The sequence below is a fragment of the Streptomyces abikoensis genome, from assembly GCF_014648775.1.
GTDB classification, from domain to species: domain Bacteria; phylum Actinomycetota; class Actinomycetes; order Streptomycetales; family Streptomycetaceae; genus Streptomyces; species Streptomyces abikoensis.
In genome coordinates, this window is sequence record NZ_BMRT01000014.1 from 1 (window position 1) to 24,766 (window position 24,766).

General features: G+C 72.5%; 21 protein-coding genes. 11 read left to right on the plus strand and 10 right to left on the minus strand.

Going from position 1 to position 24,766, the window contains the following annotated elements; genetic code table 11:
• Positions 1-266: 266 nt before the first annotated feature.
• Together IE096_RS29580 and IE096_RS29585 are read right to left on the minus strand one after the other, a co-directional pair.
• Positions 267-779, minus strand: coding sequence for a hypothetical protein (locus IE096_RS29580; RefSeq protein ID WP_189456961.1), 513 nt, complete (start codon positions 777-779; stop codon positions 267-269).
• A 92-nt stretch (positions 780-871) separates the two neighbouring features.
• Entirely contained in the window at positions 872-1,147 is a 276-nt protein-coding gene (locus tag IE096_RS29585) for an SH3 domain-containing protein (RefSeq protein WP_189457075.1), read from the minus strand.
• A gap of 116 nt (positions 1,148-1,263) precedes the next feature.
• On the opposite strand from IE096_RS29585, the gene IE096_RS29590 reads away from it, so the two are divergent.
• Positions 1,264-3,402, plus strand: coding sequence for a serine/threonine-protein kinase (locus IE096_RS29590; protein ID WP_189457076.1), 2,139 nt, complete (start codon positions 1,264-1,266; stop codon positions 3,400-3,402).
• Between the two features lie 56 nt (positions 3,403-3,458).
• Here IE096_RS29590 and ilvD read toward each other — a convergent pair whose 3' ends face one another.
• The 4 genes from ilvD to IE096_RS29610 all read right to left on the minus strand — a co-directional run bounded on the left by ilvD (position 3,459) and on the right by IE096_RS29610 (position 7,976).
• Positions 3,459-5,309: a dihydroxy-acid dehydratase gene (gene ilvD, locus IE096_RS29595; protein WP_189456963.1), complete on the minus strand. Its 1,851-nt coding sequence runs from the start codon at positions 5,307-5,309 to the stop codon at positions 3,459-3,461.
• Positions 5,310-5,411: 102 nt separating this feature from the next.
• Entirely contained in the window at positions 5,412-6,074 is a 663-nt protein-coding gene (locus IE096_RS29600) for a TetR/AcrR family transcriptional regulator (RefSeq protein ID WP_189456965.1), read from the minus strand.
• Positions 6,071-6,910: a sugar phosphate isomerase/epimerase family protein gene (locus IE096_RS29605; protein WP_189456967.1), complete on the minus strand. Its 840-nt coding sequence runs from the start codon at positions 6,908-6,910 to the stop codon at positions 6,071-6,073. The genes IE096_RS29600 and IE096_RS29605 overlap by 4 nt, the downstream gene beginning before the upstream one ends.
• Positions 6,911-7,043: 133 nt before the next feature.
• Complete coding sequence (locus tag IE096_RS29610; protein WP_189456969.1) at positions 7,044-7,976, minus strand: Ppx/GppA family phosphatase; 933 nt, start codon at positions 7,974-7,976, stop codon at positions 7,044-7,046.
• A 210-nt stretch (positions 7,977-8,186) separates the two neighbouring features.
• Between IE096_RS29610 and IE096_RS29615 the strand changes: the two genes are divergently transcribed.
• Entirely contained in the window at positions 8,187-8,969 is a 783-nt protein-coding gene (locus IE096_RS29615; RefSeq protein ID WP_229820711.1) for a DUF3109 family protein, read from the plus strand.
• Positions 8,970-9,050: 81 nt separating this feature from the next.
• Here IE096_RS29615 and IE096_RS29620 read toward each other — a convergent pair whose 3' ends face one another.
• Positions 9,051-10,763, minus strand: coding sequence for a BACON domain-containing protein (locus IE096_RS29620; protein WP_308430396.1), 1,713 nt, complete (start codon positions 10,761-10,763; stop codon positions 9,051-9,053).
• Positions 10,764-10,994: 231 nt separating this feature from the next.
• Between IE096_RS29620 and radA the strand changes: the two genes are divergently transcribed.
• Together radA and disA are read left to right on the plus strand one after the other, a co-directional pair.
• Entirely contained in the window at positions 10,995-12,470 is a 1,476-nt protein-coding gene (radA, locus tag IE096_RS29625) for a DNA repair protein RadA (RefSeq protein WP_189456973.1), read from the plus strand.
• Between the two features lie 148 nt (positions 12,471-12,618).
• On the plus strand, positions 12,619-13,749 hold the full coding sequence (disA, locus tag IE096_RS29630) for a DNA integrity scanning diadenylate cyclase DisA (protein ID WP_126915373.1): 1,131 nt from the start codon (positions 12,619-12,621) through the stop codon (positions 13,747-13,749).
• 94 nt (positions 13,750-13,843) lie between these two features.
• On the opposite strand, the gene IE096_RS29635 is transcribed toward disA, so the two are convergent.
• Positions 13,844-14,611 (minus strand): hypothetical protein, encoded by a 768-nt coding sequence (locus IE096_RS29635; protein ID WP_308430397.1) that lies wholly within the window; start codon positions 14,609-14,611, stop codon positions 13,844-13,846.
• Between the two features lie 220 nt (positions 14,612-14,831).
• Complete coding sequence (locus IE096_RS29640) at positions 14,832-15,347, minus strand: pyridoxamine 5'-phosphate oxidase family protein (protein WP_189456977.1); 516 nt, start codon at positions 15,345-15,347, stop codon at positions 14,832-14,834.
• A gap of 152 nt (positions 15,348-15,499) precedes the next feature.
• Between IE096_RS29640 and IE096_RS29645 the strand changes: the two genes are divergently transcribed.
• The 5 genes from IE096_RS29645 (at position 15,500) to cseC (ending at position 20,058) form a co-directional block, all read left to right on the plus strand.
• Positions 15,500-16,405 (plus strand): iron-sulfur binding domain-containing protein, encoded by a 906-nt coding sequence (locus tag IE096_RS29645; protein ID WP_189456979.1) that lies wholly within the window; start codon positions 15,500-15,502, stop codon positions 16,403-16,405.
• A gap of 312 nt (positions 16,406-16,717) precedes the next feature.
• A complete protein-coding gene (locus tag IE096_RS29650) occupies positions 16,718-17,269 on the plus strand; it encodes a SigE family RNA polymerase sigma factor (RefSeq protein ID WP_126915368.1) in 552 nt (183 codons plus the stop codon).
• Positions 17,257-17,910: an LppP/LprE family lipoprotein gene (locus tag IE096_RS29655; protein WP_229820706.1), complete on the plus strand. Its 654-nt coding sequence runs from the start codon at positions 17,257-17,259 to the stop codon at positions 17,908-17,910. The genes IE096_RS29650 and IE096_RS29655 overlap by 13 nt, the downstream gene beginning before the upstream one ends.
• 7 nt (positions 17,911-17,917) lie before the next feature.
• The gene (cseB, locus tag IE096_RS29660; RefSeq protein WP_189456981.1) at positions 17,918-18,628 is read left to right on the plus strand and encodes a two-component system response regulator CseB; all 711 of its coding nucleotides are present in this window, start codon (positions 17,918-17,920) and stop codon (positions 18,626-18,628) included.
• Complete coding sequence (gene cseC / locus IE096_RS29665) at positions 18,517-20,058, plus strand: two-component system sensor histidine kinase CseC (protein ID WP_373298226.1); 1,542 nt, start codon at positions 18,517-18,519, stop codon at positions 20,056-20,058. Before cseB ends, cseC begins: the two co-directional genes overlap by 112 nt.
• A gap of 18 nt (positions 20,059-20,076) precedes the next feature.
• Here the strand turns inward: cseC and IE096_RS29670 are convergent, their stop codons facing one another.
• Positions 20,077-20,820, minus strand: a complete 744-nt coding sequence (locus IE096_RS29670) for a M23 family metallopeptidase (protein WP_189456983.1) — start codon at positions 20,818-20,820, stop codon at positions 20,077-20,079.
• Between the two features lie 310 nt (positions 20,821-21,130).
• Here IE096_RS29670 and IE096_RS29675 point away from each other — a divergent pair, with 310 nt between their 5' ends.
• A complete protein-coding gene (locus IE096_RS29675; RefSeq protein WP_189456984.1) occupies positions 21,131-21,478 on the plus strand; it encodes a trypco2 family protein in 348 nt (115 codons plus the stop codon).
• Positions 21,475-24,765, plus strand: coding sequence for a serine protease (locus IE096_RS29680; RefSeq protein WP_189456987.1), 3,291 nt, complete (start codon positions 21,475-21,477; stop codon positions 24,763-24,765). Before IE096_RS29675 ends, IE096_RS29680 begins: the two co-directional genes overlap by 4 nt.
• Position 24,766 lies beyond the last annotated feature (1 nt).

Below are 24,766 nucleotides of genomic sequence, written 5' to 3' on the forward strand. Positions count from 1 at the left end.
GCTTCCCTTCGGTGTTTCCAACCTTACCAGATCCGTTTTCCGTTCCGTTTCCGGTCGGATTTTCGTTTCCGGCCCCCTGTTGGAGCGGGGTTTCGCTTTCGGCCTTTCGGCCCCCGGCGTGATCACTACTTTAGCGGATTTTCCCCGGGGCGCCTAATCGGTGCCCGTTCCGAATTTCGGCAAGCCGAAATTCTTCCCGTTCAGGGAAGCCGTCCAAGTAGTGGAGGTCGTTGCCGTGTGGCAACTCGGAGAACTCTACACGAGGTTCAGGGGTGCTTGCGCCGCCCCTTGGGCGCCCGCGCCGCAGGGTTGCCCGTGCGGGTCGTGCGGCGGCGCTCGTGGCGGGCGCGGGCCGCGTCGTACTCGGCGCGGTGGAGCTTCTCGCCCGGGGCCTCCATGAGGCTCCGGAAGAAGTAGGCGAGCAGGGTGCCCAGGAAGCCGATCATCATCAGGCTCTGCATCGAGCGTTCGGCCGCCGCGTCCGCCGGGCCCTCCGGGCGGCGGACGAACCGCTCCCATGTACGACGGAAGGCGAGGGCGCTGCAGACGGCGAAGGCCACGACGACCATCGCGTTGATCAGGCCGCCCACCTGGGCGATGGCCAGGCCCTCGTACCCCAGGCGGAGGACGAACGCGCCGGCCGCCGCCGCTGCCAGGGAGCCCACGGCGAGCCCGGCCCGGCGCAGGGCGTAGCCGCCGTCGTGCTCGACCCAGGTCGTACCGAAGAACCGGATCGGTTCGGGCCGGGGTCCGGTCGCCATTTCGTGCTCGCCGCTCATACGTCGATTATCGCCAGGGCCGCGCGTCCGGCGGCGAGGCGGCGGCGAGCCGGCAGCGAAGCGGCTTGTCGGCCTCAGCCGCCTCAGCCGCCTCAGCCCGAGCAGGCGACGGCCACGTAGCCGCTGCTGCCCGTCTTCACATAAGCGTCGGACACGTACTGGCCCGGGGCGATGCAGTCCCAGACATCCGTCGTGCCGCACGGGCCGGAGATGGTCTCGCCGCGGGTCTGGCAGCGGATGGAGACGCTGGAGCCCTGCGGGAGGACCTTGACCAGTTCGCTGTCGCTGCTGGGGCCCCGGCGGACATTGACCTGATAGCCGGGAGCGATCGAGTAGTACGCCATGGTGTTCTCCCCCGTGAGGTGAATGACATGCGCAGGCTAGCAACGCGCGGCTCCGCCTCCCCGGTCCCCCCTGCCCCATCGATTAGGCTCCGCAAGCCGCCGAAAGCGGTCGAATCACACGGGTGACACGGGGGTGGGGCATGCCGCCGCTGCGCAGTACGGGGACCGGTCCGGAAGCGGACGATCCGCAGTACGCGGGCCGGTACCGGCTGGAGGGGCGCCTCGGCTCGGGCGGCATGGGCGTCGTCCATCTGGCGCGGTCGCCCTCCGGGCTGCGCATCGCGGTCAAGGTGGTGCACGCGGAGTACGCGGTGGACCCCGAGTTCAGGGCGCGTTTCCGGCAGGAGGTCGCGGCGGCGCGACGGGTGAGCGGTGCGTTCACCGCGTCCGTCGTGGACGCCGATCCCGATGGTGAACGGCCGTGGATGGCCACCCTCTACATCCCCGGCCCCACCCTCTCCGAGCAGGTGAAGCGGAACGGGCCGCTGAGCTCCGACGAGGTGCGGCGGCTGGCGGCCGGGCTCGCGGAGGCGCTGCGCGACATCCACCGGGCGGGCGTCGTGCACCGGGACCTCAAGCCCAGCAATGTGCTGCTCGCCGAGGACGGTCCGAAGGTGATCGACTTCGGCATCTCCCGGCCGTACGACAGCGAGCTGCGCACGGAGACCGGCAAGCTGATCGGTACGCCGCCCTTCATGGCCCCGGAGCAGTTCCAGCGGCCGCGTGAGGTGGGGCCGGCGGCGGACGTGTTCGCGTTGGCGTCGTTGCTGGTGCACGCGGCGACGGGGCGGGGGCCGTTCGAATCGGAGAGTCCGTACATCGTCGCGTACCAGGTCGTCCACGACGAGCCCGATCTGACGGGGGTGCCGGACGATCTCGTACCGCTGATCCGGGCCTGTCTCGCGAAGGAGCCGGCGGACCGGCCGACGCCCGACGCGATCATGGCGATGCTGCCGACGCCGGAGCCCGGGCCGGTGACGGCCTCTCCGGTCACGGCTTCAGTCGCTCATTCCCCTTCCCCTTCCCCTTTCCGTTCCTCCCGGCGGATGTCGCGGTTCCGACGGGGCGCGGCGGCCACCGTGGCCGCCGTCGCGCTGATAGCGGGCGGCGCCTGGGTGATGGAGGAGGCGGAGGACCTCGGCAAGCAGCCGGCGCACAGCGACCACTCCACTCCCGCGGGTTCGTCCTGGCGCCCGTGGGAGACGTCCGTCCTGGCGGACCCCGCCGGGAACGGTGAGGTGCGGGCCGGGTTCTGTACGTACGCGGACGGTGCCCTGTACTGCGCCGGGCGGGACGTGCACGCGGCCCGTATCGACGCCGCCTCCGGCAAGGTCGCCTGGCGGCGGCCGGCGGCCAACAGTGACCGGCCCGGTGTGAGCGGGGCGCGTGCGCCGCATGTGTCCGGTGGGCTGGTGCACGCGCTGTCGCCGGACAAGCGGGAGCTGTCCGCGCTCGACCCGGCCACGGGTGAGCCGCGCTGGACCCGCGATGTGTCGGCGTACGACGGGCGGGTCTACCACGCGGGCGACACGGTGCTGCTGGTCGCCGGGGACGGGGTGATCACGGCGGTCGACGGGGCGACGAACCGGGAGCGGTGGCGGCACGCGCTGCCCGGTGGGATCAAGCCCGTCTTCTCCTTCTACGGGCGTGACGCCATCGGCGTCGCCCTCGCGCCCGACGGGCGGCACACCCAGGTCGTCGGCGTCGACCCGGTGCGGGGCACGACGCTGTGGCGGTGGACGGCGGACGGTGCGCTGACGGCTGTCGGCGCCGGGCCGAACGGCAGCGTCTATCTCAGCGAGGCCAATGCGCGGACGCAGGTTTCCGCTGTCGTCCGCTACACCCCGGGGATCGGACGGGAGCGGCGGATTCCGCTCCGTACGCCGCTGGACGCATCGAGCGTCTTCGCGAAGGGGGATCTGGTCTACGTCCTGTCCTCGGACGGCGGGCTGACGGCCGTCGATACGGCGGACACGCCGCCCGGGCATACCCCGGGGCAGCTGTGGCGCATGGAGACGTCCGTGGCCAACGCGTCGGCGCTGGTCGCTGACGAGGACGGACGTCGGCTGTACTTCTCCGCCGCCGACGGGCGGCTGCTGGCCGTGGACGCCGGGCGCGGGGCGCTGCTGGGGCAGACGTCGCCGCGCCTCGGGCGGGCCGGGCGGGGCTTCCTGGAGCTGCTCCCCGCGCCGGTCGTCGCGGACGGGAAGGTGTTCGGCGCGGCGCCGGACGGGACGGTGTTCGCGGTGGACGCGCGGAATCCGGCGGGGTGGCGTTAACGAGCGGAATCCGGCGGGGTGGCGGTAGGGCGCGCCGCCCCGCCGAGGGCCCGTCCTCACCCCAGCTTGCTGACGTCCCGCACCGCGCCCTTGTCCGCGCTCGTCGCCATGGCCGCGTAGGCGCGGAGGGCCGCCGAGACCTTGCGGTCGCGGTTCTTCGGCGCGTACGTGCCGCCGAGGGCCTCGCGGCGGGCGGCCAGTTCGTCCTCCGGGACGAGGAGTTCGATCGAGCGGGACGGGATGTCGATGCGGATGCGGTCGCCGTCGTGGACGAGCGCGATCGTGCCGCCCGAGGCGGCCTCGGGCGAGGCGTGGCCGATCGACAGCCCCGACGTGCCGCCGGAGAAGCGGCCGTCCGTCACCAGGGCGCAGGCCTTGCCGAGGCCGCGGCCCTTGAGGAAGGACGTCGGGTAGAGCATCTCCTGCATGCCGGGGCCGCCGCGCGGGCCCTCGTAGCGGATGACGACGACGTCGCCCTCCTTCACCACCTTGGAGAGGATCTTGTCGACGGCCTCCTCCTGCGATTCGCAGACGACGGCCGGGCCCTCGAACGTCCAGATCGACTCGTCGACGCCGGCGGTCTTCACCACGCAGCCGTCGACGGCCAGGTTGCCCTTGAGGACGGCCAGTCCCCCGTCCTTGGAGTACGCGTGCTCGACGGAGCGGATGCAGCCGCCGGCCGCGTCCACGTCGAGGGACTCCCAGCGCTCGGACTGCGAGAAGGCGGTCGCGGAGCGGACGCAGCCGGGGGCGGCGTGCCACAGCTCGACGGCTTCGGCGGAGGGGGAGCCGCCGCGCACGTCCCAGGTCTTGAGCCACTCGGCCAGCGTCGGCGAGTGCACGGAGTGGACGTCCTCGTCGAGGAGGCCGGCGCGGTAGAGCTCGCCGAGGATGGCGGGGATGCCGCCCGCGCGGTGGACGTCCTCCATGTAGTACGTGCCGCCGGGGGCGATGTTCGGGGCGACCTTGGCCAGGCAGGGGACGCGGCGCGAGACGGCGTCGATGTCCTTGAGGTCGTAGTCGAGCCCGGCCTCCTGGGCGGCGGCGAGCAGGTGGAGGATGGTGTTGGTGGAGCCGCCCATGGCGATGTCGAGGGCCATGGCGTTGTCGAAGGCGGCGCGGGTGGCGATGTTGCGCGGCAGGACGGACTCGTCGCCCTGGTCGTAGTAGCGCTTGGTGATCTCCACGACCGTGCGGCCGGCGTTCTCGTAGAGCGCCTTGCGGGCGGTGTGGGTGGCGAGGACGGAGCCGTTGCCCGGGAGGGAGAGGCCGATGGCCTCGGTGAGGCAGTTCATCGAGTTGGCGGTGAACATGCCGGAACACGAGCCGCAGGTCGGGCAGGCGTTCTCCTCGATGCGCAGGACGTCCTCGTCGGAGACGTTCTCGTCGACCGAGTCGACGATGGCGTTGATCAGGTCGAGCTTGCGGACCGTGCCGTCGACGAGCGTGGCCTGGCCGGCCTCCATGGGGCCGCCGGAGACGAAGACGACGGGGATGTTCAGGCGCAGCGCGGCCATGAGCATGCCCGGGGTGATCTTGTCGCAGTTGGAGATGCAGATCAGGGCGTCGGCGCGGTGCGCCTCGACCATGTACTCGACGGAGTCGGCGATCAGGTCGCGGGAGGGCAGCGAGTAGAGCATGCCCGCGTGGCCCATGGCGATGCCGTCGTCGACGGCGATGGTGTTGAACTCGCGGGGGATGCCGCCCGCCGCCTTGATCGCGTCGGAGACGATCCGGCCGACCGGCTGGAGGTGGGTGTGGCCCGGCACGAACTCCGTGAAGCTGTTCGCGACCGCGATGATCGGCTTGCCGAAGTCCTCGCGCGCTACGCCCGCGGCCCGCAGAAGGGCTCGGGCGCCCGCCATGTTGCGGCCGTGGGTGACAGTGCGGGACCTCAGCTCGGGCATCCTGCTCACTCCTTGTGTCTCGGACGTCCGAGCCTACGCCGCCGGTCCGCGAGGCGGACAGGGTTTCCGGGATGCGAGATGCGGCTGAGGCCTCCGGGGCCCCTACGCGGCCGGGTCGCCCGTCAGGTGGCGCTGGACCGCCGGGGCGACCATCGCCACGACCTGGCCGATGTCCCTGGACGCCAGCGGTTCGATCTTGATGACGTGCCGCAGCATGATCACGCCCACCAGGTGCGCCGCCGCCAGCTCGGACCGCAGCTGTGCGTCGGGGGCCGTCAGCTCGGCGGCGATGCGGGTCATCAGCCGGGTGTACACCAGGTTCCGGAAGACCTCGGCGGCGGCCTCGTTGGCCACGGCCGACCGCACGATCGCGAGCAGCGGCTCGCGGGTGACCGGGTCCTCCCACAGCCCGAGGACGAAGCGGGTCAGCCGCTCGCCCGCGCTGTCCAGCGGGCCCTGGACGACGACCGCCTGGGCGTCGAGGGCGGGCGCGAAGGCCGTCTCGACGGCCGCGGCGAAGATCTGTTCCTTCGGGCCGAAGTAGTGGTGGACGAGCGCGGGGTCGACGCCGGCGCTCCTGGCCATGCCGCGGATGGACGCCTTGTCGTAGCCGCGCTCGGCGAATTCGGCGCGGGCGGCGGTGAGGATGCGCTCGCGCGCGCCGGGGCCGTCGCCCGCGTCGGTACGGGCGGGACGGCCGCGACGGCGGGGGGCGGGGGGCTGGTCCTCACGGCCCCCGGTCGGCGGTTCCTCGCTCGTCGTCACGGTCTCGGGACCCCCGTCCTCGGCGCTCCCGTCGGGGAGGCGAGGTGGAGGCGGGTGTAGGCCAGGGCCTCCGCCAGGTCCGCTTCGCGCTCGGCGGCGGACATGGCCCGGCGGGTGTTGACCTCGATCACGATGTGCCCGTCGAAACCGTTCGTCGCCAGGCGCTCCAGCACCTCGGCGCAGGGCTGCTTGCCGCGCCCGGGGACGAGGTGCTCGTCCTTCGCGGAGCCGTTGCCGTCGGCGAGGTGGATGTGGGCGAGCCGGTCGCCCATCCGGTCGATCATCTGGAGGGCGTCCGTGCGGGCCGTCGACGTGTGCGACAGGTCGACCGTGAAGTGGCGGTAGTCGTCCTTGGTGACGTCCCAGTCGGGGGCGTAGGCGAGCATCTCGCGGTCGCGGTAGCGCCACGGGTACATGTTCTCGACGGCGAACCGGACGTCGGTCTCGCCCGCCATGCGCCACAGGCCCTGGACGAAGTCGCGCGCGTAGGAGCGCTGCCAGCGGAACGGCGGGTGGACGACGACGGTGCTCGCGCCCAGCTTCTCCGCCGCCGCGCGGGCGCGCTGGAGCTTGACCCACGGGTCGGTCGACCAGACGCGCTGGGTGATCAGCAGACAGGGGGCGTGGACGGCCAGGATGGGCACCTGGTGGTAGTCGGAGAGGCGACGCAGCGCGTCGATGTCCTGGCTGACCGGGTCGGTCCACACCATGACCTCGACACCGTCGTAACCCAGCCGGGCGGCGATCTCGAAGGCCGTCGCCGTCGACTCGGGGTAGACCGATGCCGTGGACAGCGCGACCTTCGCATCCGGAATGCGCACCACTGGCTCTGTCACGAGGGACAGCGTATGCCCGCCCCTCCGGCGGCGGGCAGGTGGTTCCGTACGAGGAGTACGTCGCGTACGTCACGGTGGGGCGGCACGGCACCGCCCGGTGGGGCGGCACTGCCCGCCCCACCGGGCGGTCCGCTCAGGGCGTGGGCAGGTGGTCCAGGCGGCGCAGGATGACGCCCTCGCGCAGCGCCCACGGGCAGATCTCGATCTCCTCGACCCCGAACAGCTCCAGCGCCGCCTCCGCGACGAGCGCGCCCGCGAGCAGTTGCGGCGCGCGGCCGTCGGAGACGCCGGGGAGTCTGCCGCGCTGGGCGGTGGTCATCGTGGCCAGCTTGGGCACCCACTCCTCCAGCGCCTTCCGGCTGAGCGTGCGCTGGGTGTAGAGGCCCTCGGCGGAGCGGGCCGCGCCCGCGATCCGGGCGAGCTGCTTGAAGGTCTTGGAGGTGGCGACGGCGTGGTCGGGCGCGCCGAGGCGGGCGAAGTCGCCGACCTTACGGGCGATCTCGGTGCGCACGTGGCGGCGGAGCGCCCGGACGTCCGAGGGGTCGGGCGGGTCGCCGGGGAGCCATGCCTTGGTGAGGCGGCCGGCGCCGAGGGGGAGGGAGGCGGCCGCGCCGGGCTCCTCGTCGAGGCCGAAGGCGATCTCCAGGGAGCCGCCGCCGATGTCGAGGACAAGGAGCTTTCCGGACGACCAGCCGAACCAGCGGCGGGTGGCGAGGAAGGTGAGCCGGGCCTCCTCCTCGCCCGTGAGGACGGGCAGGGTGACGCCGGTCTCCTGCTGGACGCGGCTGAGGACGGCGTCGGCGTTGGAAGCCTCGCGGACGGCCGAGGTGGCGAAGGGGAGCACTTCCTCGACGCCCTTGTCCTCGGCGGCCTGGAGCGCCTCCTGGATCACGGCGATGAGCCGCTCTATCCCGGCGTCGCTGATCGCGCCGGACTCGTCCAGCAGCTCGGCGAGGCGCAGCTCGGTCTTGTGGGAGTGGGCGGGCAGCGGGCGGGCGCCGGGGTGCGCGTCGACCACCAGCAGGTGGACCGTATTCGAACCCACGTCGAGGACACCGAGTCTCATGGCCTGAACGCTACTGCGGTGGCCGAGGGCACTTAGTCTTGAGGGGTGGCGAAGACGAAGAAGGCCAAACCGGACAAAGGGCGGGAAAGAGCCTCCAGCAAGCAGGTCGACGGTTCCGGCGAGAACGGTTCTGGCAAGAACGGTTCGGGTGGGAACGGCTCCGGCAAGGCGGACAAGCTCGGGTCCAAGGCGGGCAAGCTCGGGTCCAAAGTGGTGAAGGCCGCCAAGGACGCCCCGGCGCCCGACGAGGTCGGGCTCGACTTCGCCCGTGCCTGGGTCGAGTTCCCCGACCCGGCCGACGACGAACAGGTCTTCCGCTGTGACCTGACCTGGCTGACCTCCCGCTGGACGTGCGTCTTCGGCGACGGCTGCCAGGGCATCCGGGCCGGGCGCGCCGCCGACGGCTGCTGCACGCTGGGCGCGCACTTCTCCGACGAGGAGGACGAGCAGCGGGTCGCCGGGCACGTGGCGCGGCTGACGCCGGAGATCTGGCAGTTCCACGAGGTGGGCGCGGAGTCCGGGTGGACGCAGGTCGACGAGGACGGCGAGCGGCAGACCCGGCGCTGGAAGGGCTCCTGCATCTTCCAGAACCGCCCCGGCTTCGCGGGCGGCGCGGGCTGCTCGCTGCACATCCTGGCGCTGCGGGAAGGCCGCGAGCCGCTGGAGACGAAACCGGACGTCTGCTGGCAGCTGCCGGTGCGGCGTACGTACGACTGGATCGACCGGCCGGACGACACGCAGGTGCTGCAGGTTTCGATCGGCGAGTACGACAGACGGGGCTGGGGTCCGGGCGGGCACGATCTCCACTGGTGGTGCACGTCGGCGCGGTCCGCGCACGTGGGCGCGGATCCGGTGTACGTGTCGTACCGGGCGGAGCTGGTGGAGCTCATGGGTGAGCAGGGGTACGCGCGGCTGGTGGAGCTGTGCGAGCAGCGGATGGGGTCGCTGCTGCCGATGGCTCCGCATCCGGCGGATGGTCGGCCCGGGGCCTGAACGGCGGCGCGTGCCCGGGTGCGGGCCGGTGGTCCCGTTGTGCCCACCCGTTCCGCCCTGCGGAACGATTGCCCACAACGGCTACGGGCTCGGGGGCGCCGACGGGTGGGTCGTCGACGGGTACGGGGTCGGTGTCGGTGTCGGGCGGGGGGTGCCGCAGCCTTCGATGGTGACGACCGTGCCGCCCGGCGCGATGGCCACTCGGGCGCTCCAGGGGCCCGCCGGTTCCCGGCTGTGGTCGACGAGCACGGTGACCGTCACGGACTGCCCCGGGCGCAGCACTCCCCCGGGCTGGCTCAGACGTAGCCAGGGCGCCCCGGCGGACATCGACCAGCTGACCGGTTCGCCACCGTCGGCGGTGAGCTTGATGAGCGTGGCCGTGCCGCTGGGCTGCGCCTCGACCGTCAGCCTGCCGGGGCCTACGTGACCGACCGGTGCGGCGGGACCGACCGGTCCGGCGGGACGGCCCGCTGGAGCGTGCGGCGGTGTGGTGGCGGCCGGGGGTGCGGTGCCGGCGGAGCGCGGGGCCGGGGCGGTGCTGCCGTCCGGGCCGAGGACGGCCACGGAGACGTCCGGGAAGCGGTGGCCGATGGGCCCCGGGGTGCCGTTGACGCGCCGGGTGGGGCCCGCCGGGGCGGTCGCCTCGTACGGATCGGCGTAGGCGCCCTCGTACATGCCCTCGTGGGGGCTGCCGCCCAGGCTGTCGGTCTCGGTGGCGGACACGGGTGCGGCGCCCGAGCCCTCGCCGACCGGGGTGCCCCGGTAGGCGGCCCACAGGGCGAGGAGTGGCGCGGCGACGACCGTGGCGACGACGGTGGTGGTCACGGCCCGGCTGCGCAGTCTGCTGCGGCGGGCGGCGCGGTCCTTGGGGGTGAGGGGGAAGCCGCCGCGGTCGAAGCGCGGGGTCGCGGCGCGCTGGGCGCCCGCGCGCCGGCGCTGGGGGCGTGCGTCCAGGGCGCCGCGCATCGCGGCGCGCGCTGCGGCGCGGGGGGCGCGGAGGACGGGCAGGGCGGCGGCCGGGGACGCGGCGGTGCCCGGCCAGGGCTCGCCCGCGACGGCCCGCTCGGCGGTACGGCGGCAGTCGGCGCACTCGTCGACGTGACGGACGAGCTCGCGCCGCAGCGCGGCGCCCAGCAGCACTTCCCGGTCGCCCACGAAGCGGGTGACCACCGGACAGCGGCCCGACTCGACGACGGCGAGCGCGGTGCGGGTGCGCTCGACCTCGCAGGCGGCGCTGGAGAGCAGGACGCGTGCCGCGTCGAGGTCCAGGCGGAGCACGGCGGCGACCTCGTGGGGGGCGAGCCCGTGGCGCACGGCCAGTTCCAGGGCCTCGCGCTGCTCGGCGGTGGTGCCGGCGGCCTCGGGCCAGGCGAGCAGGGCCAGTTCCGCGCGGGCGCCCGCGTCGGGGGCGGGCGGCGGGTCGCCGGGGCCGCGCTCAGCGAGCCTGCGCAGGCACCCCCAGCGCGCGAGGGCGTACAGCCAGGCGCGGTGCGCCTCCTCGGCGGCGGGGGCACGGTCGGCCCGGCGCTCGGCGAGCGCCAGGGTCTCGCCGAGGGCGGCGACGGCGGACTCGTGGTCGCACAGGACGGACAGGCAGTAGGTGAACAGGCCGTCGAGGTGCGGGCTGTTCCCGGGGCCTTCCTCGCCTTCCTCGTCATGGTCGTACGCGTGGTCGTACGCGATGTGCTCGGTGGTGCTCTCGACGACCTGGTGCCGGTCCGCGCGCGGCGCACTGCTGGGTGCGCGGTGCGCGCCGGTGGCATGCGTGGGGGGCTCGGGCCTGCTCGTCATCATCCCGGCGACGGTAGGCCGGTGTCGCGCCCTCGTCCGCCCTGCTCACAGAGGTTTAGCCCATACGGGTGACTCTCTCCCTCAAAGGGGGACAGGAGCCCAACATTCCGCCCCGATTGGCCGAGCTCCGGACAGGGCGGTACGTACTGGCGACCGAAACCGACGACCGAACTCGCGACCGGACCGACCGAACTCGCGACCGGACTGTCAGTGCCCACCGCTACGGTGTTCCGCATGGCTGCCCGTACCTCTCGCTCGTCCGCCAAGGACCGGCCCTCCTACCGCTGCACCGAGTGCGGCTGGACCACCGCCAAGTGGCTCGGCCGCTGCCCCGAGTGCCAGGCGTGGGGCACCGTCGAGGAGTTCGGCGGCGCCCCCGCCGTGCGGACGACCGCGCCCGGCAGGGTCACCACCGCCGCCGTGCCCATCGCCCAGGTCGACGGCCGTCAGGCCACCGCGCGCGGCACGGGCGTCCCCGAGCTGGACCGGGTGCTCGGCGGCGGCCTGGTGCCCAGCGCCGTGGTGCTGCTCGCGGGCGAGCCCGGCGTCGGCAAGTCGACCCTGCTGCTGGACGTGGCGGCCAAGGCGGCCACCGACGAGCACCGCACGCTGTACGTGACGGGCGAGGAGTCCGCGAGCCAGGTCCGGCTGCGCGCCGACCGCATCGGCGCCCTCTCCGACCATCTCTATCTCGCCGCCGAGACGGACCTGTCCGCCGTCCTCGGGCACCTCGACTCGGTCAAGCCCTCGCTGCTGATCCTGGACTCCGTCCAGACCGTGGCCTCCCCCGAGATCGACGGTGCGCCCGGCGGCATGGCCCAGGTCCGCGAGGTCGCCGGCGCCCTCATCCGGGCCTCCAAGGAGCGCGGCATGGCCACGCTCCTGGTCGGTCACGTCACCAAGGACGGCGCCATCGCGGGCCCCCGCCTGCTGGAGCACCTGGTCGACGTCGTCCTGCACTTCGAGGGCGACCGGCACGCGCGGCTGCGCCTGGTGCGCGGCGTGAAGAACCGCTACGGCGCCACGGACGAGGTCGGCTGCTTCGAGCTCCACGACGAAGGCATCACCGGCCTCGCCGACCCCAGCGGCCTCTTCCTCACCCGCCGTGCCGAGCCCGTGCCGGGCACTTGTCTGACGGTGACACTGGAGGGCCGTCGTCCGCTGGTGGCCGAGGTGCAGGCGCTGACCGTCGACTCCCAGATCCCCTCCCCGCGCCGGACGACCTCGGGCCTGGAGACCTCGCGCGTCTCGATGATGCTCGCCGTGCTGGAGCAGCGCGGCCGCATCAGCGCCCTCGGCAAGCGCGACATCTACAGCGCCACGGTCGGTGGCGTGAAGCTCTCCGAGCCCGCCGCCGACCTGGCCGTCGCCCTCGCCCTGGCCAGCGCCGCCAGCGACACCCCCCTGCCGAAGAACCTGGTGGCCATCGGCGAGGTGGGCCTGGCGGGCGAGGTCAGACGGGTCACGGGCGTGCAGCGGCGGCTGGCCGAGGCGGCCCGGCTCGGCTTCACCCACGCCCTCGTGCCCGCCGACCCCGGCAAGGTGCCCAGCGGGATGAAGGTGCTGGAGGTCTCGGACATAGGCGAGGCCCTCCGGGTGCTGCCCAAGCGCCCCCGCCGCGAGCCGGCCCGGGGGGCGGGCAAGGAGACGGGCCGGGAGTCCGGCGGGGAGACCGGCCGGGAGGCGAGCCCGAGGACCACTCCCGAATAGGCTGGGCGCCAGTAGACTTTCCCTGGTCCCGCCCGCACGTACGCTCCGCCGCACACCACAGCGCGCGACGCGCACGGCGTGCACGACGGCGCGTACGCGACAGCAGGGCGGCCCGCGGCACCGTTGACCTTGCGACCTGAGGAGTGCAGTGGCAGCCAACGACCGGGCATCGGGCCCCGGCAAGTCCGGAGGCGCCTCCGGTGGCTCCGGGGTCGACGGGCTGATGCGCACGCTGAGCGCCGTCGCGCCCGGCACGGCCCTGCGTGACGGCCTGGAGCGCGTGCTCCGCGGCAACACCGGCGGGCTCATCGTCCTCGGCATGGACAAGACCGTCGAGTCGATGTGCACCGGCGGATTCGTCCTCGACGTGGAGTTCACGGCCACCCGGCTGCGCGAGCTGTGCAAGCTGGACGGCGCGCTGATCATCGACAAGGACATCAGCAAGATCGTGCGGGCGGGCGTCCAGCTGTACCCCGACGCGTCGATCCCCACCGAGGAGACCGGCACCCGCCACCGCACCGCGCAGCGCGTCTCCATCCAGTCGGGCTTCCCCGTGGTCTCCGTCAGCCAGTCGATGCGGCTGATCGCCCTGTACGTGGGCGGGGAGCGCCGCGTCCTGGAGGAGTCCGGCGCGATCCTCTCCCGTGCCAACCAGGCGCTGGCCACCCTGGAGCGCTACAAGCTCCGCCTGGACGAGGTGGCGGGCACGCTGTCCGCCCTGGAGATCGAGGACCTGGTCACCGTCCGGGACGTCACGGCCGTCTCCCAGCGGCTGGAGATGGTCCGCCGCATCGCCACGGAGATCGCGGAGTACGTGGTCGAGCTCGGCACGGACGGCCGGCTGCTCTCCCTCCAGCTCGACGAGCTGATCGCGGGCGTCGAGCCCGAACGGGAGCTGGTCGTGCGGGACTACGTCCCCGAGCCGACCGCCAAGCGCACCCGCACGGTCCCCGAGGCCCTCTCCGACCTGGACTCCCTCTCCCACGCCGAGCTCCTCGAACTGCCCATCGTCGCCCGCGCCCTGGGCTACAGCGGCTCCCCCGAGACGCTGGACTCCGCCGTCTCGCCGCGCGGCTACCGGCTGCTGGCGAAGGTGCCCCGGCTGCCCGGCGCCATCATCGAGCGGCTCGTGGACCACTTCGGGGGGCTCCAGAAGCTTCTCGCCGCCAGCGTGGACGATCTCCAGACCGTGGACGGCGTGGGCGAGGCCCGGGCGCGGTCCGTGCGCGAGGGGCTCTCGCGGCTGGCGGAGTCGTCGATTCTGGAGCGGTACGTCTAGCTTCGCCGCTCAGCCGGATGCCGTCAGACCGCTGCGGGTCGGCGTTGGCTGAGCGCGCAGTTCCCCGCGCCCCTTTGGGGCGCGGGTTTCCCTCTCAGGCCTTCTCCAGGGTGAATTCCGTGCGGTCCGTGACGCCCGCCACCTTCACCTCTACCCGGTAGGTCCCCGGTACCGCCGCCGAGGGGCCGGAGGGCGTGGCGCACTGGGGGGCGCTGCGCCTGCGGTCCCACTCGACGGTGCGCTTGGCCTCGCCGGAGCCCGGTACCTCGAAGAGCACCGCGGCCGTGCCCCGGACACAGTCGCCGGAGTTCCAGACGTGCTCCTCGCCCTTGTCGTCGGTGATGACGAACATGGCGGCGGTGGCCCCGAAGTTCACCTTGCAGGCGCTGCCACCGGAATTCTTCACGACGAGTTCGAACTTGGGCTTCTCGTCCGGGCGGTAGGAGTCCTTGACGCTGCGCACGCTCAGCCGCACCGCGCCCGGCGCGCAGTCGGGCAGGCTCGACACGGCCGCCACCGGCTTGCTGTCACCGGTCACCGCCAGCCCGGGGCCGCCGCCGAAACCACCGGCCGCGGCGGCCGCGCCGCCCGCGCCACCGGCCGCTCCCGAACCGCCGCCGCTCCCGGCACGGTCACCGGAGCCGCCGGCACCACCGCCGGTTCCACCGCCGCCCGAATCGCCACGGCCGCCCGGTCGTTGACCGATGTGCGGCCCCGAAGGCGTCGGGCCCGGGGTGATCGTGGCATCCGCCGTCGGCGTCTGGCCGTTCTTGGCGCCCTCGCTCTGATCGCCCTCGGAACCGCCCCCGCCACCGTCCATGGCGAGGAACCAGATGACGACCAGGGCCAGAAGTCCGAGCACGCCAAGTGCAACTGCCCTCCGCCGCCAGTAGATGGAGGAAGGAAGCGGCCCGATCGGATTGCGCAGAGATCCCACGCGAAAACTCTACGAGAGATCGGCCGGGGGACCAGCCAGTACCCGCCGTAGGAGTGCCTGCTTTTCCCATCATCTGCCCGCAACTGGGACCGTGGTGACGGTCCGACCGGTCACCGGCACGGTCTGCGAGCGTTCGTACGGCTCGTCAGAAGGTCTTCTCCCATTCCGTCTTGTGCCCGAACCCCCGGCCGTTGTCGACCAGCCGCAGCCAGTGCGGGCGCAGTTCCCACAGCCCCGTGCGCTCCATCGCCTGCCGCAGCCGGTCGGTCCGCTCCACGTACGGGAAGCGCGCGCTGTACGCGTGCCAGGCGGTCTCGCGGTCGGCGCCCTGAAGGAGGCGGCAGGTGCCGCGGCCCTGGACACCGGTGAGCGAGGTCCAGTCCTGTCCGTCGCGCTGTGCGGTGAAGGCGACGCGGCCGTCGCCCGCGAGCAGGGCACGGCCGTGACGGGTGGTGCCGGAGGTGACGAAGAGGAGAGACGGGACGGATTCACCGGACCCGCCGGTGGCCGCTGTGGACACCGCGTAGAGCACCGCGCACGCCTGCGGGCCGTCCTCGTCCACGTAGGCCAGGGTCAGGGTCGCGTGCGCGTCCAGGGCGGCCCGGATCTCGGCGGGCGGCGCGAACGACTGGTCTGTCGGGTGGTCCGTCGGGTCGGTCATGGCATCACCCTAGGAAGTGGACGAAGCGGCTCGCACGGGGCCGGTCGGCGGTGGGGGCGCTCACTCGATCGGGGCGGCCGGGGGCTCGGGTGGCCGACGCGGGCTCCAGCCGTTTCGCCGCCCCGCGTGGGCGTGCCAGGATCGGAGACGACATGACTGCGATGCCTGCCACCACACCCCAGACGTCCACCCTGTTGCACGCCCCGGTGATCGACTGGTTCGCCGTGCACGCCCGTGATCTGCCCTGGCGCCGCCCGGAGGCCGGGCCGTGGGGGGTGATGGTCAGCGAGTTCATGCTCCAGCAGACCCCCGTGAGCCGGGTGCTGCCGGTGTACGAGCAGTGGCTGGCCCGCTGGCCGCGCCCGGCCGACCTGGCGGCGGAGCCGCCCGGCGAGGCGGTGCGGGCCTGGGGGCGGCTGGGCTATCCGCGCCGGGCGCTGCGGCTGCACGCCGCCGCGTCCGCGATCACCGAGCGGCACGGCGGCGAGGTGCCGAGCGATCACGCCAAGCTGCTGGCGCTGCCGGGTGTCGGCGAGTACACGGCGGCGGCCGTGGCGTCCTTCGCCTACGGGCAGCGGCATGCCGTCCTCGACACCAACGTCCGCCGGGTCTTCGCGCGCGCGGTGACCGGCGCCCAGTACCCGCCGAACGCCACGACCGCCGCCGAGCGCCGGCTGGCCCGCGCCCTGCTGCCCGAGGAGGAGCCGGTGGCCGCCCGCTGGGCCGCCGCCACGATGGAGCTGGGCGCGCTGGTCTGCACGGCCCGCACGCCCTCGTGCGGCGCGTGCCCGATCGCCGCCGAGTGCGCGTGGCTGGCCGCCGGCTCGCCCGCCCACGACGGGCCGCCGCGCCGGGGCCAGACGTACGCGGGCACCGACCGGCAGGTGCGCGGCAAGCTGCTGGCGGTGCTGCGGGAGGCGGTCACGCCGGTGCCGCAGGCCGCGCTGGACGCGGTGTGGCACGAGCCGGTGCAGCGGGCCCGGGCGCTGGACGGGCTCGTGGCCGACGGGCTCGTCGAGCCGCTGGCCGACGGCCGCTACCGGCTGCCGCTGACGTGACGGGCCCGCGCGGCGCCCGTACGCGGAGCCCGCGGCACGCACGCCCGTAACGGCGCCCGCGGCGATTCGCACAGCCGTCATACAGCGGTCACAAAGCCATCGTCGGAAGCCGCCCCCGCCTTGCTTCCGAAACGGACAGAGCCGGTCTTTCTTTGATCTATTCCTCCGGCTGTTACACAACCTATGGATAGCTGTGCCACAGCCGACGGGCTCTCGCACATCGCGTCGCAACAGCTCCTCCGTAGCGTCCTACCCGTGCTGGAGGACCACCAGCGTGGCGCGGGGAACGCGAGTGGAATGGAGGCTGCGGTTATGGCAGGCAGCAGCGGCAAGGTGCTGGACTTCGAGGAGTACGTGCGCAACCGTCAGGACGCCCTCCTGCGCAGCGCCCGGCGTCTCGTCCCGGACCCCATCGACGCGCAGGACCTGCTCCAGACCGCCCTCGTGCGCACCTACGGACGCTGGGACGGGATAGCGGACAAGTCGCTGGCCGACGCCTACCTCCGCCGCGTCATGATCAACACCCGTACGGAGTGGTGGCGCGCCCGCAAGCTCGACGAGGTGCCCACCGAGCAGCTGCCCGACGCGAGCGTCGAGGACGGCACGGAGCAGCACGCCGACCGCGCGCTGCTGATGGACATCCTCGGGGTCCTCGCGCCCAAGCAGCGCAGCGTCGTCGTGCTGCGACACTGGGAGCAGATGAGCACCGAGGAGACCGCGGAGGCGCTCGGCATGTCCACGGGGACGGTCAAGAGCACGCTGCACCGCGCACTGGCCCGGCTGCGCCAGGAGCTGGAGAGCCGGGACCTGGACTTCCACGCCCTCGAGCGCGTCGATCGGGGGCAGGAACGGTGCGCCGCCTGAAGCGCGCCGCCGGCTTCGGGCCGGCGATGATCACCGGTGGAGCGGTCACTGCCATGGCCGCTGCCGCCGGTCTTCTGCTTGCCGGCTGCGGGACGAGCGGTGACGGGGTGCGCAAGGAGGGGCCGGCGCAGAACCAGCCCGCCGCGAAGGCGGTCACGCGTACGCCCGGGACGACCGCCACCCCGGCCCAGAAGGTCGACGCGATCAAGCTGATCAAGGCGGACCCGAAGGTCAGCGATCAGATCAAGAAGAACCTCAAGCCGTGCGTCAAGGACCAGTACCCGGTCGACGTCACCTACGGCCAGCTGACGGACGACGGCGGCACCGATGTCGTGGTGAACGTCCTGACGTGCGGGGACTCCCTCGGTATCGGCTCGTATGTGTACCGTCCCAAGGGGGATACGTACGAGAATGTGTTCACGGTCGAGCAGTCGCCCGTGTACGCGGACATCGACCGCCGGGATCTCACGATCACCAAGCAGGTCTACGGTCCGGGTGACGCGGTGTGCTGCCCCTCGGGAGTCGACGTCCTGACGTACCACTGGTCGGACGGCGCGTTCCACGAGATGGGCCGTACCCACACCGACTACAACAAGGTCGGCGACACCGGCATGGTGCCGAGCGAAGGATCGGAGGGCTGAGAGCGGCGTGGCCGATACGCATGTGCTTTTCGTCGAGGACGACGACGTCATTCGCGAGGCGACGCAGCTCGCTCTGGAGCGCGACGGCTTCATGGTGACGGCGGTGCCGGACGGACTGCTGGGGCTGGAGAGCTTCCGGGCCAAGCAGCCCGACATCGCCCTCCTCGATGTGATGGTCCCGGGCCTGGACGGGGTCAGCCTGTGCCGCCGGATCCGCGACGAGTCCACCGTTCCCGTGATCATGCTGTCGGCGCGGGCCGACTCCATCGACGTCGTGCTGGGCCTGGAGGCCGGCGCCGACGACTATGTGACCAAGCCCTTCGACGGCGCCGTGCTCGTCGCCCGCATCCGGGCCGTGCTGCGCCGCTTCGGCCACGCCAGCGGGGCCGGCGGGGCGGGCGCCGCGGCCGAGGAGCCCCAGGGCATCGAGGGCGGGGTGCTGCGCTTCGGCGACCTGGAGGTCGACACGGAGGGCATGGAGGTCCGCAAGGCGGGCACGCCCGTCGCCCTGACCCCCACCGAGATGCGGCTGCTGCTGGAGTTCTCCGCCTCGCCCGGCACGGTCCTCTCCCGCGACCGGCTGCTGGAGCGCGTGTGGGACTACGGCTGGGGCGGCGACACCCGGGTCGTGGACGTCCACGTGCAGCGACTGCGCGGCAAGATCGGCCAGGACCGCATCGAGACGGTCCGTGGCTTCGGCTACAAACTCCGGGGCTGACGGCCCGGTGCGGTTCGTTTCCTCGACACGGTTCCCTTCCGACGGCCCGGTGCGATTGGTTTCCGACGGCCCGGTGCGGTTCGTTTCTCAGGGCTCGGTCGTCCCAAAGGGCACGGTCGTGTCAGGGTGAAGTCGTGGTGAAGCTCGCTCTGCGCAGTGGCCTGCGCTGGAAGGTCAGTCTGGCCATCGCCTGCGTCGGCGCGCTCGTCGCCGTCGCGCTCAGCCTGGTCGTCCACAACGCGGCCCGCGTCTCCATGCTCAACAGCAGCCGCGACCAGATGGACGACCGGGTCCAGATCGCGCAGCGCTACTACGAGTCCACCGGCGGCAAGCGGATGCTGCGCGCCCAGGTCAACGACCCGGCGCTGCCCAAGCAGCTGCGCGAGGCCGCCGAGCTCGGGCTGCGCGCCACCTACCTCCAGGACAACGGCTCGGGCGCCCCCGAGGTGTGGGCCTCCACCCCGCTGCGCGACGGCAAGATCCTCTCGATCCACACCCGGTTCAAGGACCGCTACGACATCCTCAACGACCTCGACCGGGCCCTGATCATCGGCTCCGTCTCCGTCGTCCTCGGCGGCACGGCGCTGGGCATCCTCGTCGGCGGCCAGCTCTCCCGGCGGCTGCGCAAGGCCGCCACGGCCGCCCGCAAGCTCGCGGACGGCGAGTCGGACATCCGCGTCCGCGACGCCATCGGCGGCCGCGTGCGGGACGAGACCGACGATCTGGCCCGGGCCGTCGACGGCATGGCCGAGGCGCTCCGCGACCGGCTGGAGGCCGAGCGGCGCGTCACCGCCGACATCGCCCACGAGCTGCGCACCCCGGTCACGGGCCTGCTGACCGCCGCCGAGCTGCTGCCGCCGGGCCGGCCCACCGAGCTCGTCCGGGACCGGGCGCAGGCCATGCGCACGCTGGTCGAGGACGTCCTGGAGGTCGCCCGGCTGGACGGCTTCGCGGAGCGCGCGGAGATGCAGGACATCGAGCTGGGCGAGTTCGTCCAGCGCCGGGTGCGGGCGGCGGCCCCGGAGGCGGAGGTGACCGTCCTGCGGACGGCGTACGTCTCCACCGACCCGCGCCGCCTGGAGCGCATCCTGGGCAATCTGCTGGCGAACGCCGCCAAGCACGGCAAGGGCCCGGTCGAGGTCACGGTGGAGGGCCGGGTGCTGCGCGTGCGCGACCACGGCCCCGGCTTCCCGGAGGAGCTGCTGCGGGAGGGCCCGAGCCGCTTCCGGACGGGCAGCGAGGACCGCGCGGGCAAGGGCCACGGCCTGGGCCTGACGATCGCGGCAGGTCAGGCCCGGGTGCTGGGCGCCCGGCTGACCTTCCGCAACGCGGATCCGGTGGTGGAGGGCGGCAGCGGCGCGATCGCGGTGCTGTGGCTGCCGGAGTCGTCCCCGACGAGTACGGGGACGTTCCCGGTGATCAGCGTCTGACGCGGTGGCGGGATTCGGTCAGAGCGCGCCGCCGCGGGCGCCCATGAAGGCGACCGGGTCGACGGCGGAGCCGTAGTCCGGGGTCGTACGGATCTCGAAGTGCAGGTGGGGGCCGCTGGAGTTGCCGGTGGAGCCGGACAGGCCGATGTCCTGGCCGGTCATGACCCGCTGGCCCACGGAGACCTTCACCGAGGACATGTGCGCGTACTGCGAGTACTGGCCGTCCGCGTGCTTGATCACGACGGCGTTGCCGTACGCGGGGCCGTCGCCGCCACCGTTGGGGCCGGCCTTGACGACCGTGCCGGCGTGGACGGCCTTCACGGGCGTACCGGAGTTCACGACCAGGTCCTGGCCGCTGTGCTTGTTGGCCCACATGCTGCCGGCCTTACCGAACGGCTGGCCGATCTGATAGCCGTCGACGGGGTGCACCCAGGCGTTGGCGCGGCTGCGCGAGGCCTCGGCCTCCTTGCGGGCGTCCTCGGCCCGCTTCCGGGCCTCCTCCGCGCGCTTGGCGGCCTCCTGCTTCTCCTTCTCGGCCGCCTTCTGCTGCGTCTCGGCCTGCGCGTGCAGCGCGTCGCCCAGCGGCGCGGCGGCCGCGAAGCCGGGGAGGACGCCGGCCGAGGCGGCGGCGTCGGCCGCGAGCGCGACCCCGGAACCGAGCGCGACCGACGCCCCGAGCCCGGCTGCCACGAGAGCGGCGGCACGGACGCGGGAAACGGACTTGCTCGGGTCACGGAAAGCGGTGCGCTTCGGCTTCGGCATACGGGAAAACCTCCGGAAAAAGAACAGGTCCCGGCCGTCGGACCGGGATCGCCATTCCTTGGTAACCCGCGCTCGGGGGCGCTGACAAAGGGGGCTGCTACTAGGGCGGGCCGTAATTCGTAAATGATCTTGGGCGGGGCGCGCGGGCCCGCCCGGGGAGGGTTTCCCCTCCCGTGCACTATCGGGCTTAGTGGCGGCGAAAAGGCCTGTGGGTCTTGTCACCGCGCAGGGACCAACGACCCTATGGATTCCGGGACCAAAGTCCCGGCGAGGGCGATACGCTCCGGGAAACGTGCCAGGGGGGATCACAATGAGCGACTTCGACGAGATCATCGAGCTGTCGGACGCGGTCCGGGCCATACGCGACGGACTGACCAGCGCGGCGGCGGCCGCGGCCGAGTCCGGGGAGGACCTGACGTTCGACGTGGGCGAGATCGCCATGGAGTTCACGGTCGAGCTGCGACGGGACGTGAAGGGCCGGGGCGGCGTGAAGGCCTGGGTCGTCGACGCGGGCACCGACGCCTCCCGGGGCTCCACGCGGACCCACAAGGTCGCCTTCAAGCTGACCCCGAAGGATCGCCGCACGGGCGAGGGCTGGAAGGTCGGCAACGACCGCCCGGCGGGGCTGTCGGGATTCGGGCTCGCGGACCAGCAGTGACACCCTTCGAAAACCGCCTGGTGGCGGTGCTCGGGGCACGGCAGGGCAGCGGGGTGCTGCTGTCACAACGGCTGGTGCTGACGGCGGCGCACGTGCTCGGGGACGAGCCGTCCGCGATGGTCGCGGTCCCCGGCGAGCGCGAGGCGGCGCGCTGCACGCGCGTGTGGACCGGTGCGCCCGGGGACTGCGACGCGGCCCTGCTGGTGGCCGAGCGGGACCTCGTGCCCGGCGGCAGCCTGCCGCCGCTGCGCTACGGCACCGTCACCCGCGCCGGGGCCGTGCACGACTGCCAGGTGTTCGGCTTCCCGCAGGTCCAGCGGTTCGCGGAGGACCAGCTGGAGGCCGCGCAGGTCTTATGCACCCTGATGCCCACGTCCGGCTGGCTGCGTGAGCGCTACGTACTGCACAGTCGGCACCACCCGCCGCGTCCCCTCCACGACGGCTCTCCATGGGCGGGCCTGTCGGGAGGGCCCGTCTTCTCGGGCCCCGTCCTCCTGGGCCTGGTCATCGAGGACCGCCCGGGCTGGCAGCACTCCGCCATCGACGCCATCCCCATCGAGAAGATCCTCCTGAGCCCGGGCTTCTCCACCTCGGCAGGCGCACACGGCCTGCGGCCCGTGCTGGAAGTGCTCAACCCGGAGAACCCTGCGGACTTCGCCTACCAGGACGTGTACGCCAAGGCGATCAAGGCCCGCTACAGCCGCATGGAGGTCTTCGGCCTCGACGACCTGGGCAGCAACGAGAACAGCTGGGACCTGGACACGGCCTATCTGAGCCTGGAGGCGCTGGCTCCGCGCCGGCCCGACCGTCCTGACAGCGCGGGCCTCCGTCCTGAGCCGCAGCGGATCGAGGAACTGCTGGGCTCACGTCCGCGGGCGGTGCTTCGCGGGGAGGCGGGCGCCGGGAAGACGACGCTCGTGTGGTGGCTGGCCTCGCACGCCGCCTGCCGGACCCTGCCGGAGGAGCTCGCCGCCCTGAACGGCCTCATCCCCTTCGTGATCCCCATGCGCAGCCTCGCCGCCCAGGGCATCACCACCCCCACCCCCGCCCTGCTGCCCACCATCGCCCGGCTCCAGGTGGACGAGGCGCCGAGCGGGTGGGCCGGCCGCGTCCTGGAGGCGGGACGGGCCCTGCTGCTCGTCGACGGCCTGGACGAGCTCCCGCAGCCCGACCGCGGCCCGGCCCGCAAGTGGCTCGCCGACCTGCTGCGGATGTACCCGGACACCCGCTGCCTGGTGACCGTCCGACCGCTCGCGGTCGAGCACTCCTGGCTGGCCTCCGAGGGCTTCGAGGAGCTGCAGCTCCTACCCATGAGCGACGGCGACATCCAGTCCTTCGTGGCCGCCTGGCACCAGGCCGCCCGCCTGGAGTGCGACGGCTATGCCGACGCGGCGCGGGCGGACCAGGAGCGCGCCCGTCTCACCGCCCTCGAACGCGACCTCGCCCAGGAGTTCCAGCGCAACGCGGGCCTGCGCGACCTGGCCCGGACACCGCTGCTGTGCGCGGTGATCTGCGCCCTCCACCGGCGCCGCCAGGGCCTCCTCCCCCGCACCCGCTGGCACCTCTACGAGGCCGCGCTGGCCATGCTGCTGGGCAACCGCGACGCCCACCGCCGCGTCGGCAGCCCGGAGGGCATCGACGTGACGATCGAGGACAGCCGGCAGCTGCTCCAGCGCATCGCGGTCTGGCTGGTCCGGAACGGCCGCGCCGAGTTGTCGAGAGAGCAGGCGGTGCGCCAGCTCGAACAAGCGATGAAGGGCCTGCGCCGCGTGCGGGAGCAGGGCCCGGCGGAGCGGGTCCTGACGCACCTCCTCAATCGAAGCGGGTTACTGCAGGAACGCGCTGCGGATTCCCTGCAGTTCATCCACCGCACCTTCCAGGACTACCTGGCGGCGAAGGAGTTCCAGGACAGCGATTCGCTGGACGAACTGCTGGGGCATGCGGAGGAGGAGCAGTGGCAGGACGTCATACGGCTCGTCGTCGGCCACTGCGGGCGTGGCGAGGTCCGGCGGGTCATCGCGGGGTTGATCGCGGCCGGTGACTCGGCGGACGGGCGGAGGGCTCGGTGGTCGCTGCGCACGCTGGCGGCGGAGTGCGCGATCGGGGCGGCGTATCTGGACGACGCGCAGCACGACGCGGTCTGGGAGGAGGTCAGGGGGCTCGGGGCACCCACGACACAGAGGGAGATGGAACTCCTTTCCTCCCTCGGACCGGAAGTCCTGCCGTTCCTGCCGGAGCCGGGGGGTTTGGCCGCAGAACCGGCACGACATGTCGTGAGGGTGCTCGGCTCACTGGGAGACGCGGCCATGCCGCTCTTGAAACGCTATGGCCGGCATAAGTCGGACAGGGTCCGGCAGCAGGTGGCCAGTACCTGGAACGTCATGAACGCCCGGTCCTTCGCCGAAGAGGTGCTCGCGGAGATGTGCATGGATGACGTCACGCTCCTCGCCCGCTCGACGGACGAACTCGCCCAGCTCCCGTCTCTCGGCCCCATCAGCTACCTGGCCATCACGGGTGACCATACAGCGGAGGAAGTCGGCCCAGTCCTCAGCAGCCATCCACTGAGGGCTCTGAGCCTGTCCGACAACCTCGTCCTCGCACATCTGGATTTCATCCGCGATCACTCGGCGATCGAGACCCTGATCCTCAGGAACTGCTCCGGACTACGGGATATCAGGGCCTTGGCGGGATCCGGAATTCGGAGTCTGGATCTGGACGCGAGATCCCTTCCGTTCTCCGAACTGGAATTCCTCGGCGAGCTGTCGGAGCTGACTTCCCTGATACTGCTCGGTCTACCGCCCGATGGCGGAAAAATCCCTCCGCCACTGCCAGGAGTCCTGAGTCTCGGTATCGAAAGTGAGGCAGGCCCTGTACACCTGACCAATATCGGGGCTTGGCATAACCTCACCGGATTGTTTATCCAGGCGGAACTGGCTTCTCCGGAGGAGCTGGGCGAGCTGGCAGGTCTGAACCACCTGGATACCCTCGTTCTGCGCCTCGGGGCAGCCGGGGCGCTCGCGGGCATGGAACCGCTCGGTCAGATAAGCGTCCTCGATCTCACCCTTACCAAAGACGTGACAGTGGACGCGGGGCTGCTCCGGGTCTTCCCGGAACTCGACGTGCTGCATCTCAAGGCGTGGGGTCCTTCGGGACCCATCGAGCTGGACCTTACGGACCTGCCCGATTTGAGGGCCCCACTGGAGGTGTGGGCCGACGCCCGACCAGGAATGAAGGTGATCGGCGCCGAACACCTCGGCGACCGCATCACGATCAGAACCGGCCCCTGAC

Coding starts and splice junctions, on each gene's coding strand:
- IE096_RS29645 (WP_189456979.1), top strand. CDS start 15,500: ATGACTGCGATGCCTGCCACCACACCCCAGACGTCCACCCTGTTGCAC.
- IE096_RS29670 (WP_189456983.1), bottom strand. CDS start 20,820: ATGCCGAAGCCGAAGCGCACCGCTTTCCGTGACCCGAGCAAGTCCGTT.
- radA (WP_189456973.1), top strand. CDS start 10,995: ATGGCTGCCCGTACCTCTCGCTCGTCCGCCAAGGACCGGCCCTCCTAC.
- IE096_RS29590 (WP_189457076.1), top strand. CDS start 1,264: ATGCCGCCGCTGCGCAGTACGGGGACCGGTCCGGAAGCGGACGATCCG.
- ilvD (WP_189456963.1), bottom strand. CDS start 5,309: ATGCCCGAGCTGAGGTCCCGCACTGTCACCCACGGCCGCAACATGGCG.
- IE096_RS29610 (WP_189456969.1), bottom strand. CDS start 7,976: ATGAGACTCGGTGTCCTCGACGTGGGTTCGAATACGGTCCACCTGCTG.
- IE096_RS29650 (WP_126915368.1), top strand. CDS start 16,718: ATGGCAGGCAGCAGCGGCAAGGTGCTGGACTTCGAGGAGTACGTGCGC.
- IE096_RS29640 (WP_189456977.1), bottom strand. CDS start 15,347: ATGACCGACCCGACGGACCACCCGACAGACCAGTCGTTCGCGCCGCCC.
- IE096_RS29580 (WP_189456961.1), bottom strand. CDS start 779: ATGAGCGGCGAGCACGAAATGGCGACCGGACCCCGGCCCGAACCGATC.
- IE096_RS29675 (WP_189456984.1), top strand. CDS start 21,131: ATGAGCGACTTCGACGAGATCATCGAGCTGTCGGACGCGGTCCGGGCC.
- IE096_RS29620 (WP_308430396.1), bottom strand. CDS start 10,763: ATGATGACGAGCAGGCCCGAGCCCCCCACGCATGCCACCGGCGCGCAC.